The following is a 17,938-nucleotide window of genomic DNA, read 5'->3' on the forward strand; positions in this document are numbered from 1 at the left end:
GAAGGGCCCGGAAAACTGGGCTCGTTGGGCAGCCCCGCGCGAAAATGCAGGAGTTATGAACGGGTGCGGGCTCTGCACGGCCGCACTTCGGGCAGACCACGGAATCCGACACCTCACCGAAGGGGCTGGGGTTGGTACGCACGACCCTTGGTCGCGGCTCAGTTCCACCAGGCGGATCAGTTCCACCGGGAAGGGCGACTCCCGCTTGTCCCGTTGAATAATCCCTCAACCATCAGGCCGCTCGCGTCGGAGTCATGGGCCCACCACGGCTGCGATGTATGCGCTGATCACCGCTGAAATGATCGGCGGCCCGGCGAGGATGACCGCAGCGCCGGCGCCGATCGAAGCACACAGTTTCCAGAGGGTCCGCCGGATGTAGGCTGCGCGCACCTCGACGTCGAGCACGTCGAACTGTGCCCGTGCATCGATGGTCGGCGGAAACAATGCCGGCGGCCACGTGGCGGGGTCGTCGATGAGCGCCGTGAGCTCGTCGAGTTCGGCGCGGCCCAGCATCGGCCGGTGCCCCACCAGCCACCGGCGGAGCGCCGTCGCGTCCAGGACTTTGACCTGGTCGGGCCTGGCCTTGATCTTCAGGGACTTGGGGTTGACGATGGCGAGTACCGGTTGCGCGGACGGGAGCTGCGGCATCCGCTGCCGGAGGAGCTTCGTGACCCGCCCGGCCTCGTAGTCGGCGTTGCGGATGTGGGACTGCTTCTGCCCGGAGACCATCAGGGTGCGTCCGGCCACCCACACGGACTTGCCGGCGTGATGCTTGGTGTTGATGGTGAAGATACCGCCGGGGCCGATGACGAGGTGATCGATGTCGGAGCCGTTCTTCCCGATCGGGAGGGCGTGGAACGCCGTCCACTCCGGAGGGAGCCTCGCGAGGATCTCGCCGACGACGATCTCCCCCTTGGCGCCCTGGTACCAGCTGACGCTGTCTGCGGCGAGCGGCGAGTAGCCGAAGAACCGGCCGAAGCCGGAGCGGGGCAGGGTCGTGCTGTGCTGCCGCAGGAGTTCCTCGATGACCGCCTGGGCGGGCAGCTGCTTCCGCATGCTTGGCGCGTCGATGTACATGGATCCCCCGTTCCGTGTCGAACTTAGCCCGAGCGGTGGGATGGGCTGCAGCCCCAGAACGGGCCGCTACGAGTAGCACCAGGAAGACACGCGACGGCCCGCCCCAGCGCATTGCGTGACACGCGTACTGGGTCTGGTCTCCCACCGAACAACTCCCATACGTTTGCATGATCGTGCATTCTGAAGGAGTCTCTCGTGAAAACCCCTGCACCGACAGATCGTGCTTCCGCGCCTCGGGGCGTCAAACCGCTGACCTTGGCGATGATTGTGGTGGCGGCTCTTCTGATCATCGGCGGGACGGCATCCGGCGGCGTCGCCGGCCTCATACTCATGGCAGCACTGGTGGGCGTTGTCACGAGCGTCTACGCGCTCGCCACCGGTCGTGGCTCATGGGCACGCCTGGCGTCGCGGCGAGTCGCGGCGATCACGCTCGCATCATGCATGATCGTCACTGTCGTCAGTGCGTCGTTCGTCGCGAGCAGCCGTGCCGATGAAGCGGATGTCGTCGCCGCTATCCCCGCCGTGGAATCGCCCAGCCCCACCCCGACGCCGACGTCCGCACCGGATGCCTCCGTCGCATTCACCGACGAGTCACCTGTCGATCCAGCAACCGCCACGGAACCGAGCGAAGCGCCAGCCGTAGCGGTCCTTGACAAGTCGGTCACGGACACAACCGCACTGGCCCTGCTCGCCACTCTGCCGGTGAAGGGCAAGGCCCCCAAGACCGGCTACGCGCGCACGGCAGTGTTCGGCACGGCGTGGCTCGACGTCGACCGAAACGGATGCGACACCCGCAACGACATCCTCGCCCGCGACCTCACCGCTGTGGTGCGCTCTGGGCCATGCAAGGTGCTGAGCGGCAGCTTCGCAGAACCATACACCGGCAAGATCGTTGACTTTGTGCGCGGCAACGACACCTCAACGCTCGTGCAGATCGACCATGTTGTGTCACTCTCCAACGCCTGGCAGACCGGCGCACAGCAGCTCAGCCAGGCACAGCGAATCTCGCTAGCCAACGATCCCTTGAACCTCTTGGCTGCCGATGGCCGAGCGAACGCGCAAAAGGGGGACGGCGACGCGGCCACGTGGCTTCCCGCTGCCAAGGCGTTCAGATGCACCTACGTCTCCCGTCAGGTTTCTGTGAAAGCAACCTACGGTCTCTGGGTGGCGCCGGCCGAGCATGACGCGATGGCCCGCGTGCTCTCGGCCTGCCCGGACGAACGGGCCGTGACGTCGGCGTTCGCACCCCCGCCGGCGCCGGTGGTCGCGGCGCCGGTGCCTGCGCCGGTCATCGTGCCCGAGCCGGCACCAGCACCTCCAGCTCCAGCGCCCGCTCCGGCCGCCCCGGCACCCGCGGCGCCGGCCCCTGTCGCACCAGCCCCGGCGCCGGGAGTCGTCCATCCCGGAGCTTTCTGCGCTCCATCAGGCGCAACGGGCGTCACCTCGAAGGGCACCGCAATGGTTTGCGGGACGACGCCTAACAGCCCCGACCGCGCGAGGTGGCACCAGCAGTAACCATGCGCCAGTGGACCAAGCCGTTTGTTACGCGAAATGGCGGCGCTGTAGCGGTGCGGAACGCCGGGCCTCAGGATGGTTGGGTGCCCAGACAAATTCGCTTCAATGCCTTCGACATGAACTGCGTCGCCCACCAGTCGTCCGGAATGTGGCGGCATCCGCTTGACCAGTCCTCGCGCTACAAGGACCTCTCCTACTGGACCGAACTGGCCAAGCTCCTCGAGCGGGGCACTTTCGACGGCATCTTTATCGCGGACGTTCTCGGCACCTACGACGTCTATGGCGGCTCAAACGAGGCGGCGATCCGGCACGGCGCCCAGGTGCCGGTGAACGACCCGATCCTGCTCGTCTCCGCCATGGCCGCAGTGACCGAGAACCTCGGATTCGGTGTGACGGCGGGAACCGCGTATGAGCATCCGTACCCGTTCGCACGACGGATGTCGACGCTCGACCACCTGACGAAGGGTCGCGTCGGGTGGAACGTCGTCACCGGCTACCTGCCCAGCGCCGCCCGGAACATGGGGCACGAGGACCAGCTGGAACACGACGACCGCTACGACGTCGCCGACGAGTACCTCGAGGTGCTGTACAAGCTGTGGGAGGGCTCGTGGGAAGACGACGCCGTCATCCGCGACCGGGAAACCGGCGTGTTCACCGACCCGAGCAAGGTGCATGAGATCGGGCACTACGGCAAGAACTTCACGGTGCCGGGCATCCACCTGTCCGAGCCGTCCCCCCAGCGCACGCCGGTGATCTACCAGGCCGGGGCGTCACCGCGCGGCATCGCCTTCGCGGCAGGCAACGCCGAGGCGATCTTCGTGGCCTCGTCGACCAAGTCCGGCCTCACCGCGACCGTGGGCAAGATCCGGGATGCGCTCGAGCAGGCCGGTCGCGACCGTTACTCCGCGAAGATCTACACGCTGCTGACGATCATCACCGACGAGACCAGCGAGAAGGCACACGCCAAGCACCAGGAGTACCTCTCCTACGCCAGCGAGGAAGGCGCCCTCGTCTTCATGTCGGGCTGGATGGGCATCGACCTCTCCCAGTACGACCTCGACGAGCCGATCGGCAATGTGAAGAACAACGCCATCCAGTCGGCGGTGGCGAACTTCCAGGCGGCGAACGATGACGGCTCCGAGTGGACGGTCCGCGACATCGCGAAGCTCGGCGTGATCGGCGGGCTCGGGCCGTTCATCGTGGGCTCGCCCGAAGAGGTCGCCGACCACCTGCAGGAATGGGTGGAAGACACCGATGTCGACGGCTTCAACCTCGCCTACGCGATCACGCCGGGCACGTTCGAGGACATTGTGGAGTTCGTGATCCCGGAGCTCCGCCGTCGCGGCGCCTACCCGGAGGAGTACGTCGCCGGCACCCTGCGCAACAAGCTGCACGGGCGCGGCGACCGCCTGCCCGAGGAGCACCACGGCGCCCGATACCGGTTGGGTGCGGCGACTCGGGTCTGATCCCGCTCGCCCTTTCGGGCGGTCACCGCACGCCGTTTGGCACCTGTGCCGCACGCCAATCGGTACCAGGATTCCCCTACGCGACCGGCCCGGTGGGCAAAGGTCGCGTGAGAGTTGTTGCCATGCACACGTTTGCATGACACTCTGTTCGAGGTGTCACGCACGCCCCCAGCAACGCTCAAAGAAGCGCGTCGCGGTCTGCGAGGATAGACCCGACCATGAAGACCGTCCCAACAACATCCGCTGACCGACCGTGATGCCCCAGCCAGAGCCGCCGATCGTCGGCGCTCGCTCTCGCCGCCGCCGGGCGCTGCTGGTCGCCGCCCTCGCCGTGACGGCCGTCCTCGTCTGCTTCGGCACGCTGCTCGCGCTCCGCGCCACCGCCCAGGCCCAGTACGCCTCGGCCTCGGCCGGGCTCGCGAGCCGCCAGGCGGGGTCCGCCACCGTCGCCGCCTCCGCCCGGGCAGCGATCGATGACGCCCAGCGGCTGCTCGCGGACAGCGCCGGGAAGGTGCTCACCGAGGAACCGCGGCTCACGCTCGCGACCGCCATCGACGACGCGACCGCGCGCATCCGCCCCACCATAACGGCGCTGAAGACGGCAACGGATGCTGCCGCGCACGTCCCCGACGACGGCCTGCTGTCGGCGGGCATCCCCCTCCGCGAGGCGGCCGGCCGACTGGCCGCGCTGCGATTCCCGGCCGCCCAGGATCTCGCTGCCGTCGCCACCGACCTCGCCGGGCCGCGGCAGGCCGTCACCGACGCCGTCGCGGCCTGGACCGCCGAACAGGATCGCATTCTTCGCGAGCGCTACACCAACCACGTGCATGCCGCCGGCTGGTATCCCGAACTGGACGCCTGCCTCGGCTCCGTGGACCTCACCGCCCGCTATGGCGGCGTGCCCACCATCGCCGAACACTGGTCGTGCGGCGGGCGCGACTTTCCCGACGATCCCGGAACGCTGATCACCCTGACCGGGCTGCGTGCCGGCACGTACCGGGTTGAGGGCATCGTGGCGATGCTCAACCAGGACACGGCCACCACCGCCGACCTGCCGCGCGGCTTCGACCTGCTCTACCAGACCTGCCAGAACGGGCAGTCCTCGTCGATGTCGATGACCGCGCTGACGAAAGTGGGCTGACGCGGCCTGCTCGGGCACAGACTCGACTAGGCCGGGGCTGCCTCACCATCCGAGTCTGGCGCCGCTGCCGGACCCGCATCGCCGACGTCTTCCTGCGCCATCGCCCGCGCCGACGCCTCCGGCACCCACCGCACGTCGCCGTGCTCGGCGTTGGCGCCGCGGGCCAGCACGAACAGCAGCGCCGACAGCCGGTTGAGGTACCGCGCGGCCCACGGGCTGACCGATTGCGGGTGCGCCTCGACGGCGGCCCACACCGTTCGCTCGGCCCTGCGGATAACGGCTCGCGCCTGGTAGAGCAGGGCCGCGGCGACCGTGCCGCCCGGCAGCACGAAACCGCTGAGGTCGTCCGCTTCCTGTGCGAAGTGGTCGACCGCGCGCTCGAGCCGGGTCAGGTGTGATTCGCGGATGCGCGCGGTCGCCGGCACGGGATCGTCGAGCGGAACCGACAGGTCCGCGACCAGGTCGAACAGGTCATTCTGCACGCTGGCGAGGGTCGACGTCACCTCGATGGGCAAGCCGCCCACCGCCATCGCGACGCTCACCGCCGCATTCGCCTCGTCGCAGTCTTCATAGGCGGCGACGCGCACGTCGGTCTTGGCGACTTCGCCGTGGCGGCCGAAGGTGGTGCGCCCGGAATCCCCCCGGCCGGTGTACAGGGCCGGTTCAGCCGATCCGGGATCGTCGAGTTCAGCCATAGCGGCAACTATAGTAATGGCCCCGTCATCCGCGTAGCGTGAAGGATGCCGCGGGCAGGTTCTTCGCGCACCCCGGCGCCTTTCCGTGACCGGGAGTGTTCGATCGGCGAGTAGTCGATCAGCGAGGAGCGACATGTCGAGGGGTCAGCCTGACGAGGGAATCGGGTCCTCCCTGGGGGATGCGGTCAGCGAACCCGGCGGAACGGGCTGGGCGACGGTCGACAAAACCGTCTTCGGCGTATCCGCTGGGATCATCCTGGTGGTGTGTGTGCTGGGCGTGGTCTTCACCAAGCCGGTGGGCGACGCTGCGGCATCCGCTCTCGGCTGGGTCACGAGCAACGCGGGCTGGCTGTTCATACTCGGGGCATCGGGCTTCGTCATCTCCTCCCTGGTGCTCGCGTTCGGGCGGTACGGCAGCATCCCGCTCTCCCGTGAGGGACAGGGCACCGAATTCTCCACGCTCTCCTGGGTGGCCATGATGTTCAGCGCCGGGATGGGAATCGGGCTGATGTTCTTCGGGGTGTACGAGCCGGTCACCCACCTGGCGTCACCTCCCCCGTTCGTCGACGCGGCGCCGAACAGTGCGGATGCGGCCAACGCGGCCATGGCGTACACGTTGTTCCACTGGGGGCTTCATCCCTGGGCGATCTACTCCGTTGTCGGCCTGGCCCTCGCCTACTCGACCTACCGGATGGGCCGGGGCAACCTGATGAGCGCCCCGTTCCAGGCCCTGTTCGGCAAGGAGCGGATCGAGACGAAGGGCTGGGGCAAGCCGATCGACATCCTGGCGATCATCTGCACCAAGTTCGGCTCGGCGACCTCGCTGGGGCTGGGTGCGCTGCAGATCGCGGCCGGGGTGTCACTGCTCACCACCGGGAAGTTCAGCGACGACCCGGGGACGACCCTGCCGATCATCATCATCTGCGTGCTGACCGTTGGAGTCGTGTTCTCCGCCGCGAGCGGGCTGGCGAAAGGCATCAAGTGGCTGAGTAACACGAACATGGTGCTGTCGGCGGTGCTCGTGGTGTTCGTCTTCGTGGTCGGCCCGACGGTGTTCATCCTGAACCTGCTGCTATCATCGGTCGGGGCGTACCTGGCCAACCTGGTCCCGATGAGTTTCCACTCCGCGGTCTTCGGCGGCGGAAGCTGGCTGGCCAGCTGGACGATCTTCTATTGGGCCTGGTGGATCTCCTGGACCCCGTTCGTCGGCACATTCATCGCCCGGATCTCTCGCGGCCGCACCATCCGCGAGTTCGTGCTCGGGGTGCTTCTGGTGCCCACCGCGGTCAGCATCCTGTGGTTCGTTGTCTTCGGCGGGGCGGGGCTGAAGCTGCAACTGAACGGCGTTGACATCGCCGGCACCGGCAGTGAGGCCGCGGGATTCTTCGCGGCATTGCAGCAGTACCCGTTCTTCATCGGGTCGGCGCTGGTGGTGATGGTGCTGACGGCGGTGTTCTTCGTCAGCGGAGCGGATGCGGGCGCTCTCGTGCTCGGCACGCTCTCCAGCCGCGGGCGAAAGGAGCCGTGGAAGCCGCTGGTGATCTTCTGGGCGGTCCTCACCGGCACCGTGGCCGCCGTGCTGTTGTTCGTCGGCGGGCTCGGGGCGTTGCAGACCTTCACCATCCTGGCGGCCAGCCCGTTCGTGCTGATCATCATCGGCTTGTGCGTCTCGCTCTATGTCGACCTGCGCCGTGATCCGCTGCGGCAGCGCACGCTCGGGCCGGTCCGCACCTCCTCGGAGGCGCTCGGGGCGGTCCCGTTCACGAATCCGACCGCGGAGAGCCCGGCGGCCGAAGCGGCCGCGTCCCCGCTGGACGGGGACGGCACGTAGCCGTGTACATAACCGCTGGGATTCTCACTCCACCGGGCCGAAAATCGGTCCTTTTGCGCATCCGTGGCGAAAATCCCCGCAGTTCGGTACGCGAACTGGCAGTTCCCGCCCAACGTGCGGAGGAGGAACGACCATGACCATGCCACAACTCGCCCCGGCGACCGGTCCGATCCCGGGAAGCCCGCAGCTGACCGACGCCCAGCTGACCCGGATGCGTGCATACGGGTCGCCGGAAGACGTCGAGACCGGCGATGTCCTGTTCCGAAGCGGCGACCTCAGTTACGACCTCGTTCTGGTTGACTCCGGTGAAATCGAGGTTGTGCGCGAGCGGACCCGGGACGCGCCGGAAGAACTTGTCGCCCGGCATGGAGCCGGCCGGTTCCTCGGCGAGTTGAGTCTCCTGACCGGGCAAACCGTCTACCTGACGGCTCGGGCCAGCCACCCGGGGCGCATCCACCGAATCTCCCCCGCGCGCTTCCGCCAGCTGATGGCAGAGGATCCGGAACTCTCCGACCTGCTGCTCCGGGCGTTCCGCACCCGCAGGGAACTCATCCGCAACGGACCCGCCGCACGCAGCATCGAGGTCATCGGCAGCCCGTGGTCGGCGGGCGGCTTCGCACTGAAGTCCTACCTGCTGCGCCTGGAGCTGCCGTACCTGTGGCTCCACGACGAATCGGTTTCCGGTCTCGCGCTCGCGGCGTCAGCCGGCGTCGAGAGCGCCGACTTCCCCGCCGTGCTGATCGGCGACGACGTGATCAGGAACGCCACCCCGGGACTCATCGCCGCCCGACTGGGCCTGTCCCTGCCGATCGGCAACAACGAAGAGGTGGACCTGGTCGTGGTGGGCGGTGGTCCCGCCGGACTCGCCGCGGCCGTGTACGGGGCGTCGGAGGGCCTCACCACCGTCGTGCTCGACGGGATCGGTCCGGGCGGCCAGGCGGCAGCGAGCTCACGGATCGAGAACTACCTCGGGTTTCCGAACGGCATCAGCGGCGGCGAGCTGACCGGTCTGGCCACGGTGCAGGCGCAGAAGTTCGGCACCAGGATCTACAGTCCGTGTGAGGTGATCGCCCTTTCCGTCGACGGTGAACGGATGGCTGTCCTCCTCGAAGGCGGCGCTGAACTGCACGCCCACGCAATTGTGGTGTCGACGGGAGCGCACTACCGGTCGCTGGCGCTGGACCGCTGGGACGACTTCGTCGGAACCGGAATCTACTATGCGGCCACCGAGCTGGAGGCGCGGCTGATCGACGCGGGTCCGGTCACGGTCGTCGGCGGAGCCAACTCAGCGGGGCAGGCGGCCCTGCTCTTCGCCTCGCGCGGGAGCGAGGTGAGCCTGGTGGTCCGGGCCCCCGACATCCGCGCCAGCATGTCGAGCTACCTGGTCGACCGGCTGCTGGTGGAACCGCGCGTGACGATTCATCAATCCGCGGAGGTCACGCGCCTTGAAGGTCACACCTCGCTGGAGGGGATCACGATCACCGACCGCTCCCGCGGCGTGCACCGGAAGGCCTGCCGGGGTCTGTTCTGCTTCATCGGCGTCGACCCTGCCAGCACCTGGCTGGCCGACATTGCGACCGACGAGAACGGGTTCATCAAGACCGACGTGCAACTTGAGCCCAGTGATCTCGGCGACGCCTGGTCAGCATTGGGCCGGTCGCCGCTGCCGTTCGAGACGAGCATTCCGCGCGTCTTCGCCGCGGGAGACGTTCGGCGAGGGTCGATGAAACGCGTTGCAGCAGCGGTCGGCGAAGGTGCCAGCGCCGTCGCATCCGTGCATGTGGCGATGGGCACGCGCACCACCTGAACGATGTCGGAGCGTCTAGTGCAGGTGCTTTCTCCAGTCGGACGGCACCCGGCCGGCGGGCCCGGGCGCCGGCTGCGAGCGCGGGCGGTGGGCCGGCGGCGACAGCTCAGGACCGGCGGCGAACTCGTTGGTCTGGTAGTTCCAGAACCAGCTCTCGTCCGGTTCGAACGACCGGGCCAGCGGATGCCCCGTCTCGGCCGCGTGGGCGCTGGCATGCTGCATCGGCGACGAGTCGCAACAGCCGACGTGCCCGCAGGTAGCACAGCGCCGCAGGTGGAACCACCAACCATCGTGCTCCAGGCACTCGACGCAGCCCGTGCCCGACGGGGCGACGATCGGGTCGATCACGCTGTCGCTCACAATTCTCCTTCCGGCGTGCCGTCGATTCTACGACCGGAAGGTGAGCCGTGGCCGAGGCTCACGGCGCTCGCGGGGCCTGAACATGTACGGGGGTTTACCCGCCGAATACCGGTGTGCCCGCCCCCTGTCGACCGGAAGTCCGCGGCTCATACGCTGAATTCATACGCAGGGAACTGCACCCCACCACCGCATAGGAAGACCCCGAACATCATGTCCACGAGCATCCCCCCGCAACCACCGGCATCCGCACCCGCGCCCGCGCCCGGACAGACCCCGGCCCTGGCGCCCACACGGCCCGGCCGCACCCTGGGCAAGGCGCTCCTGTTCATCGGTGTGCCCCTGCTCGTGATCGCGCTCGTGGTCGGCACCGTCGCGGTCAGCCTGAGCGTCTTCACCCGCGCGACCGCCGCGGCCGCTGAGCAGGCCGTGGCCGGGACGTCCGTCTCCGTCAACGTGCCGAACGCGGCGCTCGAATTCGCGCCGAGCAGCGACGGCCAGGTGCACGTGACCATGACCGGAAGCTACGCGGGCGGCAAGCCAACGCTCCGCCTGACCACGGTCAACGGTGAATCCCGCATTACCGGCGGCTGCCCCAGCGGCTGGTTCCTCTTCGCCCGCTGCGGCGTCACCCTTCACATCAACGTGCCGGCCGACCTCGCCGTCACCGTGCGCGGCGACAACGGCTCGATCACGACAGAGGGCCTCACCGGCGACCTCGACTTCACCACCGAAAACGGACGCATCGAGACCACCGGCACGGTCGGCCAGGTCGCCCTGCGCACCACCAACGGCGCGATTCGGGTGCACGACTCGGCCTCCACCGACGTTCTCGCCGACACCACCAACGGCGGCGTCGAGCTCCAGTTCGCCGAGGCGCCGACGAGTGCACAGGCGTCGAGCACGAACGGTGCCATCCACATCGTTGTGCCGGACAACGGCACGGCGTACGCCCTGGACACCGACACGACGAATGGTGGAGTCCACACGGATGCCGTCCCTTCCGACCCCGGTTCTCCCCGCACCATCGTGGCCCGCACCACCAATGGGTCGGTCACCATCGTGCCCTTCGGCCGGTAGCCAGCGGCTGCGAGTGTGATCTCGCATCGCCGAGCCCCGACCGTTCAGATGAGGTGCCAACAAGTCCTGGTCACGGATGCCCGCGACCGGGACTTGCTGGCACCTCACGGAGTGCGAGGGGCATGCACCGGTTAGCCGTTGGTGGGCCGGATGCCGGCGTGCCGGTCAGGCCGTGGCCAGGCAGACCCGGTCGCGGCCGGCGTGCTTGGCGGCGAACAGCGCCGCGTCAGCCCGCGCCAGCCAGTCTTCCGGTGACTCGTCCGCCTGCAGTTCGGCCAGGCCGACGCTGACGGTACAGGCCAGCCCGGTGGCCAGGCCATCCCACGGGTGGTCGCGGACCGCGGTGACGAGTCGTTCGCAGGCCCGGGTTGCCGCATCGAGGGTGGTGTTGCCGAAGACCAGCAGGAACTCCTCGCCGCCGACCCGCACCGCCAGGTCGCTGTCCCGAGTGGCCGCGCGCAGCATCCCCGCCATCGCGGTGAGCACCAGGTCACCCGTGGCGTGCCCGTGCACGTCGTTCACGTTCTTGAAGTGGTCGAAGTCGACCATCGCCACGCACAGCGGCTGCTGGATGTCGACGGCGCGAACCATCAGCGCCGGAAGGTGCCGGTCGAGGGCGCGACGGTTCGGCAACCGGGTGAGCGGGTCCGTGTGCGCCTCAAGATCGGCCTCCTCAGCCCGCACCCGCTGCAGCTCCGCCTCGTGCTGCGAACGTTCCGCCTCGTGTCTGGCCTGCTCGATCTCGAGGGTGTTGATCAGCATCTGCGACTGGAGGCCGGCCGCCTCCGTGGTGCCGTTCAGAACCAGGGTGTGCAGCGCCTCGTGATGAGCAAGGGCCTCTTCGAACCGGCCGGCGGCCTTGTGCATTTCGTAGAGCGACCGGTGCAACCGGGTCAGCAGCACGGGATATTCGTCGAGGTCCGGGTCAGCCAGCTGTGAGTCCATCATCGACGTGGCCAGGGCGAAGCTGCCCTCGGCCCGCACCACCTCGGCAAGCTGCACGTCGATGCTGACCTCGAGGTTGCGGTACCCGTTCGTCTTCGCCAGCACCTTGGCGCGAGCGGCCTGCTCGCGCGCCTCCGCGTACTCGCCCAGGTCGGTAAGGATACCGACCATGTTGTTCCGGGCGACGGTCTCCCAGTACGCATGGCCCTGGGCGTTGGCCAGGGCCACGGCCTCCCGCATGTGGTCGCGGGCTTCCGACAGTGCCGCTCCGGCGTCCAGCCCCTGCGCGCGCTGCTCCCGCGCGACGACCTGGCAGGTGTCGCCGAGGTTGTTCAGCGCCGCGAATCCCGCTTCCGCGTCTTCCCGGGTGCGAGCAAGGGCGAGGGCCTGCCTGCCCAGTTCCAGTCCGCGGTGCGTGTCTCCCATGGCCTCGTGCACCATGGAGGACCGGCTCAACGCCCAGAATTCGGCTGTGGCGTCTCCGCAGGCGCGCGCCGCCTCGAGGGCCGCAAGCACGTGGCGAAGCGCGGCCTCGTTCAGGGCCGTCTCGGTGAAGGCCAACGCGAGGGTGGAGTGCACTTTGGATTGCCGCAGCAGGTCTCCGCTGTCGGTGAGGTAGTCCAGCGCCAGGAGACCGTTGTGAACGGATGCCTCGAAGTCGCCCAGTCGCAGCCGGTGCAGTGCCAGGATCGCCCGCGCGTTCGCTTTCTCAGTTTCGGTGGCATCGCTGCGTTGCAGCACCCTTTCCGCGCGATTCGCGCCGACGCGGTGCTGCCCGCTCACGACGTGCGCTTCGGATTCAGCGAGCAACTCGTCGATCGACGGCACGGCGACAGCGGCCGGCGCGGGCACCGACAGCTCCGGTTCGGCGATCAGATCGACTGTAGTCACGGGTACGGCTCCCCCACGGGATTCTGCTTGGTCTTGAACCTAGCAGCGAACCACGGGGCATCCGTTCATGGACTCCCCCCTCTTCGAGTGCCGCTTCGGCATTCGTGGAACCGAGGGGACGACCCTACGCGGGGAGCGGGGAGATGTTCTGGTTGAGGCGGAAGAAGTTGTCCGGGTCCCAGGTCCGTTTCAGCGCCCGGAGCCGCTGGTACTTCTGTTCGCCGTACGCCTGCCGCACGCGGTCGTCGCCCTCGTCCATCAGGAAGTTCGTGTACACGCCGGTGTGGAAGGGCGCCAGCTCGCCCCAGAAGCCGCGCACCCACTCGCGTTCCAGGGCGAAGCCGGACACGTCCGCTGCGATGCCGGTGATGTTGAAGGTGTTGCCCTTGGTCCGCCCGCTGAACGCGGTGTCCTCGTCGGCGATGCGGGCCGCCGCACCGCCGCCCTGCCAAATCGGGAAGGCGGTGAGCGGCGACACGATCCGGGCGGCGTGGTCGACGGTGATGTCGATCACCTCATCGCTGAGGGAGGCGACATCGCTGGAGCGCACGTAGTACAACCAGCCGGGCGGATAGCTCAGGTCGAACATGGCCTGGTGCTCGATGAACGGCCTGGGCGCGCAGAGGTCGAGGATCGGGGAACCGAACCGCCGCAGCGGCTGCAGCACCGTCTCGGCGTCGTCGACCGGGCCCGCATAGCAGCTGATGACGGCGACCACAGGCTGGCCGTGCACCCCGCTCGGAAGGTACGGAACCGCGGGAGCCCGGCGGTGCACCACCAGAGTCATCAGCTCGTCGGGCGCCTCGTTTGACCAGTCGCGGTAGAAGCGCAGGAGTTTCGGTGACTCGGACATCGGCCAGAAGATCGGTCCGGCCACGACGATCGGCCCGACCGGGTTGAGCCGGAACTCGAACTCAGTGACGATGCCGAAGTTGCCACCTCCACCACGCACGCCCCAGAACAGGTCCGGGTTCTCGGTGGCGCTCGCCGCCACGGCCTCGGCATCGGCGGTGACGAGTTGCACCGCGAGCAGCTGGTCGATGCTGAGCCCGTACTTCCGCATCAGCCAGCCCAGGCCGCCGCCCAGGGTGAGCCCCGCGACGCCGGTGTGGGTGACGATGCCCGACGGCACGGCGAGCCCGTACTGCTGGGTGGCCCGGTCGAGGTCGCCGAGCAGCGCACCGGCCTGCACCCGCGCGGTGCGAGCCTCCGGATCGACACGGATGCCGTTCATCGCCGAGAGGTCGATCACCAGTCCGTCGTCGCACACGGAGTACCCCGGAAAGCTGTGGCCCCCTCCTCGCACGGCGACCATGGCGTTGCTGCGCCGGGCGAAACGCACCGCCGCCACCACGTCGTCGGCATGTGCGGCCCGGGCGATCATGCCCGGACGGCGGTCGATCGAGCCGTTCCAGACGCGGCGCGCTCGATCGTAGGTGTGGTCGCCGGGGCGAACCAGTTCGCCTCGGAAGGCGTGCTCCAAGGCGCGTATCGCGGGCTCGTCGGCTGCAATCCTGCCGCTTCCGCCGGTGTCCAGCGCCGTCACGGCCCACGCCCGATCAGCCCAAGCGAGGAGGTTTCGTTTGTGCGGCCGGTGCGGTCAACGACGCGTGCGCCCACGCCACCCATGGTAAAACCGCGGCCCACCGGTCGACAAGGACGCGAGGGAGATGGGGCTCAGCCGACGGGAGCCTTGCGGCGTCCCCGGGCGCGGGGGGCGGCATCCGCTTTGCGCAGCCGGGCACCGAGCATCAGGTACCAGACCGGCCAGGCCGCCCAGACGCCGCCGGCGACGAAGATGCCGAGACCGAGCACGAGCAGCTGGGGAATGGTGAGCGGCGGAAGGATGATTCCCACCGCTCCGATGACCAGACCGATCATGAGGCCGGCGCCGGTGAGCCGGCCCCAGGTGCTGAGCAGACGCGAGAAGATGCCGTCGGCGCCCAGCCTGCGATTCACCCAGAACATCCACACCCCGTGCAGGAACATGGCGGCGACGGCGAGGGGAACGGAAACCCAGACGCCGACCACGCCGAGGGCCAGCAGCACCAGCGCCACCGCGGCGGCGAGCAGGACCACGCTGGCGAGCAGGCCGACGATGCGCAGGCCCGCGGAGCCTTTCACCTTGCCGTCGAGGTGGGCGATGAGGAATACCGCCAGCACGCTGCTGACCGCAAACAGCACGTCATAGGTGCGGCCGAAGATGTACGGTCCGTTCAGCGGCACCTCCGCCAGGAACATCACAACGAACATCACGCTGGCCACGAGGTTGACGGCGGCGACGGCGAATGCCACCCATGACATCCGCCGGTCTCGTACGTCTCGCGTTGCTTTCGGCATCCTGCTCCTGACCTGGCCTGCGCCTGTCCGGCTGATTGCCCGACCGTCTATTATTTCAACATCTCGGGGCGGCTGCGCCTCCGGCGACGACGATGCTGCCCAGCGACGTGAATTCGGCGGAGATCTGGTCGCCCGGGTTGACGAAAACCGCGTCGGTCATGCCCCCGGTGAGAACGATGTCCCCGGCGTGGATGGATCGCCCACGAGCCGCCAGGGAGTTGGCGGCCAGCGCCAGCGCCTCGGCCGGATGCCCCTGCACTGCCGCGCCGGTGGCCGAGTACACCACCTGCCCGTTCACCCGCACGAGGCAGGCTTCCATCTGCAGGTCCAGATCGAACGGGCCCCGCGCGATCCCCCCGAGGTAGAAGCCGGCTGACGACGCATTGTCGGCGATGACGTCCGGCAGGGTGAACTTGAAGTCCCGGTAGCGGCTGTCGATGACTTCGAAACCGGCGTGCACCGATCGCACGGCGGCAAGCGCCCGCGCGGAGGTGATGCCGGGTCCGGCCAGGTCCTCGCCCATAACGAACACGATTTCGGGCTCGATGCGCGGGTGGATGAAGCGGCTGAAGTCGACCGGAACGCCCGCCTCCAGGTACATCTTGTCGGTCAGCACCGCGGTGAGGGGCGAGTCGATCCCCATGCGCTGCTGTTTCGCCCGAGAGGTGAGGCCGAGCTTGACCCCGACGACGGTGTGACCGTTCGCGATCTTGTCCGTGATCAGGGCGTCCTGCACCCGGTAGCCGGTCGCGATGTCCAGTTCCGCCCAGTCGTCGGTGATGGGCGTGATGTCACGACGGTCGGCTTCGGCGTCGAGGAGGTGTCGGGCGGCGCTGTCGATGTTCCAGATAGTCATGGCTAGTCCTTTGCGAAGTTCGTGGTGACGGTGCCGAGTCCGGCGAAGGTGGCCGACACGGTGTCGCCCGGGGCGACGGCGACTGCCGCGCACAGCGAGCCCGGCATGACGACGGCCCCCGCCTCGAGGGTGACGCCCTGACGACCGACGGTGTTCGCCAACCACACCAGCGCGTTGATCGGTGAGCCGAGCACGGCACCGCCGGCCCCGGTCCCCACCAGTTCCCCGTTCTTGTACAGGACGCATCCGCTGCGCACCAGGTCGATGTTCTCCAGCCGCACCGGCGTGCTTCCCAGCACCACGCCGCCGGAGCTCGCGTTGTCGGCGATGGTGTCCGCGAGGGAGATCTTCCAGTCGGCGATGCGCGAGTCGATGATCTCCAGCGACGCGATGGCGAAATCAACGGCCTGGATGGCCTCGGCCACCGTGACGCCCGGGCCCCGCAGGCTCTTCTTCAGCACGAACGAGATTTCCGGCTCGATTTTCGGCTGCAGGAACCGACCGGCCGGAATCGATTCCGAGTCGAGGTAGAACATGTCGTCAAGAAGCACACCGTAGTCGGGCTGGTCCACGCCGAGCTGCAGCTGCATCGCGCGGGAGGTGAGGCCGACCTTGTGTCCCTTCACGAGACGGCCGTCGGCCGTCCAGGTGTCGACCTGCGCACGCTGGATCGCGTAGGCGTCGCGGAGCTGCGCGTCGCCGGCGGACCCGAAGATGGGTTGGATCGGCACCCGGTCGGCATAGGCGCCGAGCAGGGCACGAGCCGAATCCTCGACCAGGGCGCTCACTCTGCGCCCACCGTGTCGTCGGTACCGGTCGAAACGGATGCTGCGCTCTCGCTCTTGAGCGTTGCCCCGACGGAGAAGAACTCGGGTTCGATTTCGGTCACCATGACGCGAACCGACGCCAGCGGCGCCCCAAGGGTCTCGGACACGGTCCTGGCCACTTCCTGCACGCACCGGGAGATCGACGCGCGGTCTCTCCCCTTCACGACACTGATTTGGACGATGGGCATTAAGACTCCTCGGTATTGTTCGACGGTGTGACGTTCGACGGTGTGGCGGGTGATTCCGGGTCGTAGCCGAAGTCGGCTGAAAGCCGGGCGGCGGTGTCAAGCAAAGCGTTGGTCATGACGGCGGGGGGCGGGTCCGGCAGGTAGTGCACGGAGCCGACGATGGCGAGGGTGCCGATGAGCTGGCCGCTGTGGCCCAGAATGGGCGCGGCGAGCGCATTCACCCCCACGTACGTCTCTTCTGGAGCGGATGCCCATCCCCGTTCACGCGCCTCGGCGATCTCGACCGCCAACAGCTCCTCGTCGACGATCGTGTGGTCGGTGCGTGTCTCCGGGGCGATGGCCGACCAGCTCTCGACCTGTTCGGGAGAGCCGAAGGCCAGCGCGATCTTGCCCTGTGCGGCAGCGTTGAAGCCGAAGGTGGTGCCGGGCGAGAGCACCACGTCGATCGGCGAACCGCCGGGAAGCACCTCGGTGACCACCACACCCAGATCGGAGACCTGAGCGAAGACGATGGTCTGGCGTACCCGGTTTCGAAGGTCGTCCATCAGCGGCCGCGCGATGGTGGAGGCACTGCTCTGCGCGGCGATCCGCTCGCCGAGAAGCACCAGCCGCCATCCGACCTCGTACCGCCGGGTCGCGGGATCATGCCGCACGTAGGCCGCCGACCGCAGCTGGGTGAGGTGGCGGTGCACCCGTGCCTTCGGAATACCGAGACGAACGGCGAGCTCGGAAACGCCCCAGGGACCGGGGGCCTCCAGCATGGTCTCGATGATCTTGAGTGAGATCAGCGACGTCGACGGTTCCTCGGCGGGAGGGACCCCGGCTCCGGGCTTGCCACCTTCCATTACGCGCTCTCCTTCATGCGGCACAGTTCTGGCGTTGTCACCGCGACACTGCGACTGACACTAGCCGTCCCAGACGC

Annotated in this window: 16 protein-coding genes; 6 read left to right on the top strand and 10 right to left on the bottom strand. The window is 68.2% G+C overall.

All coding sequences use genetic code 11. The annotated features are described in order from the left end of the window. Window positions 1–252: 252 nt before the first annotated feature. Window positions 253–1,077: a nuclease-related domain-containing protein gene (locus AB4Y94_RS07610; RefSeq protein WP_441726972.1), complete on the bottom strand. Its 825-nt coding sequence runs from the start codon at window positions 1,075–1,077 to the stop codon at window positions 253–255. Window positions 1,078–1,272: 195 nt separating this feature from the next. On the opposite strand from AB4Y94_RS07610, the gene AB4Y94_RS07615 reads away from it, so the two are divergent. The 3 genes from AB4Y94_RS07615 (at window position 1,273) to AB4Y94_RS07625 (ending at window position 5,199) form a co-directional block, all read left to right on the top strand. Next, window positions 1,273–2,592 carry an HNH endonuclease family protein gene (locus tag AB4Y94_RS07615; RefSeq protein WP_441726973.1) on the top strand — a complete coding sequence of 440 codons (1,320 nt, stop codon included), beginning with the start codon at window positions 1,273–1,275 and terminating at the stop codon, window positions 2,590–2,592. An 83-nt stretch (window positions 2,593–2,675) separates the two neighbouring features. Continuing rightward, window positions 2,676–4,058, top strand: coding sequence for an LLM class flavin-dependent oxidoreductase (locus AB4Y94_RS07620; RefSeq protein WP_441726974.1), 1,383 nt, complete (start codon window positions 2,676–2,678; stop codon window positions 4,056–4,058). A gap of 256 nt (window positions 4,059–4,314) precedes the next feature. Continuing rightward, window positions 4,315–5,199 (top strand): hypothetical protein, encoded by an 885-nt coding sequence (locus tag AB4Y94_RS07625; RefSeq protein WP_441726976.1) that lies wholly within the window; start codon window positions 4,315–4,317, stop codon window positions 5,197–5,199. A 26-nt stretch (window positions 5,200–5,225) separates the two neighbouring features. On the opposite strand, the gene AB4Y94_RS07630 is transcribed toward AB4Y94_RS07625, so the two are convergent. Further along, entirely contained in the window at window positions 5,226–5,894 is a 669-nt protein-coding gene (locus tag AB4Y94_RS07630) for a cob(I)yrinic acid a,c-diamide adenosyltransferase (protein ID WP_441726977.1), read from the bottom strand. Window positions 5,895–6,027: 133 nt separating this feature from the next. On the opposite strand from AB4Y94_RS07630, the gene AB4Y94_RS07635 reads away from it, so the two are divergent. Both AB4Y94_RS07635 and AB4Y94_RS07640 read left to right on the top strand, forming a co-directional pair. After that, window positions 6,028–7,725, top strand: a complete 1,698-nt coding sequence (locus tag AB4Y94_RS07635; RefSeq protein WP_441726979.1) for a BCCT family transporter — start codon at window positions 6,028–6,030, stop codon at window positions 7,723–7,725. A gap of 133 nt (window positions 7,726–7,858) precedes the next feature. Continuing rightward, the gene (locus AB4Y94_RS07640) at window positions 7,859–9,532 is read left to right on the top strand and encodes an FAD-dependent oxidoreductase (protein ID WP_441726981.1); all 1,674 of its coding nucleotides are present in this window, start codon (window positions 7,859–7,861) and stop codon (window positions 9,530–9,532) included. A 15-nt stretch (window positions 9,533–9,547) separates the two neighbouring features. Here the strand turns inward: AB4Y94_RS07640 and AB4Y94_RS07645 are convergent, their stop codons facing one another. Then, the gene (locus AB4Y94_RS07645; RefSeq protein ID WP_441726983.1) at window positions 9,548–9,892 is read right to left on the bottom strand and encodes a UBP-type zinc finger domain-containing protein; all 345 of its coding nucleotides are present in this window, start codon (window positions 9,890–9,892) and stop codon (window positions 9,548–9,550) included. Between the two features lie 210 nt (window positions 9,893–10,102). On the opposite strand from AB4Y94_RS07645, the gene AB4Y94_RS07650 reads away from it, so the two are divergent. Then, window positions 10,103–10,969 carry a DUF4097 family beta strand repeat-containing protein gene (locus AB4Y94_RS07650; RefSeq protein WP_441726985.1) on the top strand — a complete coding sequence of 289 codons (867 nt, stop codon included), beginning with the start codon at window positions 10,103–10,105 and terminating at the stop codon, window positions 10,967–10,969. 165 nt (window positions 10,970–11,134) lie between these two features. On the opposite strand, the gene AB4Y94_RS07655 is transcribed toward AB4Y94_RS07650, so the two are convergent. From AB4Y94_RS07655 to AB4Y94_RS07685, 7 genes are all read right to left on the bottom strand, one after another. Next, the gene (locus tag AB4Y94_RS07655; RefSeq protein WP_441726987.1) at window positions 11,135–12,805 is read right to left on the bottom strand and encodes a diguanylate cyclase; all 1,671 of its coding nucleotides are present in this window, start codon (window positions 12,803–12,805) and stop codon (window positions 11,135–11,137) included. A 124-nt stretch (window positions 12,806–12,929) separates the two neighbouring features. Next, window positions 12,930–14,351 (bottom strand): FAD-binding oxidoreductase, encoded by a 1,422-nt coding sequence (locus AB4Y94_RS07660; protein ID WP_441726989.1) that lies wholly within the window; start codon window positions 14,349–14,351, stop codon window positions 12,930–12,932. A 131-nt stretch (window positions 14,352–14,482) separates the two neighbouring features. Beyond that, window positions 14,483–15,109 carry a hypothetical protein gene (locus AB4Y94_RS07665; protein WP_441726990.1) on the bottom strand — a complete coding sequence of 209 codons (627 nt, stop codon included), beginning with the start codon at window positions 15,107–15,109 and terminating at the stop codon, window positions 14,483–14,485. A gap of 91 nt (window positions 15,110–15,200) precedes the next feature. After that, the gene (locus tag AB4Y94_RS07670) at window positions 15,201–16,001 is read right to left on the bottom strand and encodes a 2-keto-4-pentenoate hydratase (RefSeq protein ID WP_441726991.1); all 801 of its coding nucleotides are present in this window, start codon (window positions 15,999–16,001) and stop codon (window positions 15,201–15,203) included. A 2-nt stretch (window positions 16,002–16,003) separates the two neighbouring features. Next, window positions 16,004–16,789 (bottom strand): 2-keto-4-pentenoate hydratase, encoded by a 786-nt coding sequence (locus AB4Y94_RS07675; RefSeq protein WP_441726992.1) that lies wholly within the window; start codon window positions 16,787–16,789, stop codon window positions 16,004–16,006. Continuing rightward, complete coding sequence (locus tag AB4Y94_RS07680) at window positions 16,786–17,016, bottom strand: tautomerase family protein (protein WP_441726994.1); 231 nt, start codon at window positions 17,014–17,016, stop codon at window positions 16,786–16,788. The genes AB4Y94_RS07675 and AB4Y94_RS07680 overlap by 4 nt, the downstream gene beginning before the upstream one ends. Continuing rightward, window positions 17,016–17,861, bottom strand: a complete 846-nt coding sequence (locus AB4Y94_RS07685) for an IclR family transcriptional regulator (RefSeq protein ID WP_441726996.1) — start codon at window positions 17,859–17,861, stop codon at window positions 17,016–17,018. Before AB4Y94_RS07685 ends, AB4Y94_RS07680 begins: the two co-directional genes overlap by 1 nt. Window positions 17,862–17,938: the final 77 nt, after the last annotated feature.

It is taken from the genome of Glaciibacter sp. 2TAF33 (genome assembly GCF_052114945.1).
Classification (GTDB): domain Bacteria; phylum Actinomycetota; class Actinomycetes; order Actinomycetales; family Microbacteriaceae; genus Cryobacterium.